The sequence below is a fragment of the Pseudomonas sp. TWP3-2 genome, assembly GCF_049897765.1.
Taxonomy (GTDB): domain Bacteria; phylum Pseudomonadota; class Gammaproteobacteria; order Pseudomonadales; family Pseudomonadaceae; genus Aquipseudomonas.
In genome coordinates, this window is record NZ_JAFCWW010000045.1 from 1 (window position 1) to 1,249 (window position 1,249).

Genomic DNA, 1,249 nt, shown 5'->3' on the forward strand with positions numbered 1-1,249 from the left:
ATGGTGTCGGCACCCAGACCGCCATCCAGGGTATTGGCCGCCGCGTTGCCGGTCAGGGTGTTGGCCAAGGCGTTGCCGGTGCCGTTGATTGCGCTGGCGGTCAATACCAGATTTTCCAGATTGGCGCCCAGCGTCCAGTCCACCGAGGAGCGTACGGTGTCGATTTCGCTCGCCAAGGTGCTGGTTTCGGTGGTGGTATCGCCAAGGTTGTCGACGATGTAGATGTCGTTGCCCAGGCCACCAATCAGGGTGTCCGCGCCGAGGCCGCCATCCAGGATGTTGGCGCCATCGTTACCGGTCATCCGGTTATTCACCGCGCTGCCAGTGCCGTTGAGGTTGGCGGAACCGGTGAGAATCAGGTTCTCGACGTTGGCGCCGAGGGTGTAATCGATGGACGAGAACACTCGGTCGAGTGCAGTCAGCGAGGCATCGGTTTCGATCACTACGTCGCCGACGTTGTCGACGTAGTAAGTGTCGACACCGTCGCCACCGATCATGGTGTCGGCACCAAGGCCGCCGTCCAGAGTGTTGGCGCCGCTGTTACCGGTCATTCGATTGTTGACGGCGCTGCCGGTGCCATTGAGGTTGGCGGTACCGGTGAGGATCAGGTTCTCGACGTTGGCGCCGAGGGTGTAATCGATGGACGAGAACACCCGGTCGAGCGCAGTCAGCGAGGCGTCGGTTTCGATCACCACGTCACCGACGTTGTCGACGTAGTAGGTGTCGACGCCGTCGCCACCGATCATGGTGTCGGCACCCAGACCGCCATCCAGGGTATTGGCCGCCGCGTTGCCGGTCAGGGTGTTGGCCAAGGCGTTGCCGGTGCCGTTGATTGCGCTGGCGGTCAATACCAGATTTTCCAGGTTGGCGCCCAGCGTCCAGTCCACCGAGGAGCGTACGGTGTCGATTTCGCTCGCCAAGGTGCTGGTTTCGGTGGTGGTGTCGCCAAGGTTGTCAACGACATAGGTGTCGTTGCCCAAGCCACCGATCAGGGTGTCCGCGCCGAGGCCGCCATCCAGGATGTTGGCGCCGTCGTTACCGGTCATCCGGTTATTCACCGCGCTGCCAGTGCCGTTGAGGTTGGCGGAACCGGTGAGGATCAAGTTCTCGACGTTGGCGACAAGGGTGTAGTCGATGGACGAGAACACTCGGTCGAGTGCAGTCAGCGAGGCATCGGTTTCGATCACGACGTCGCCGACGTTGTCGACGTAGTAAGTGTCGACACCGTCGCCACCGATCATGGTGTCGG

1 pseudogene is annotated in these 1,249 nt (G+C 61.7%); it reads right to left on the bottom strand.

The window, feature by feature from the left end:
- A pseudogene (locus ACP7EE_RS27580) lies at positions 1–1,249 on the bottom strand (calcium-binding protein); the annotation flags it as partial.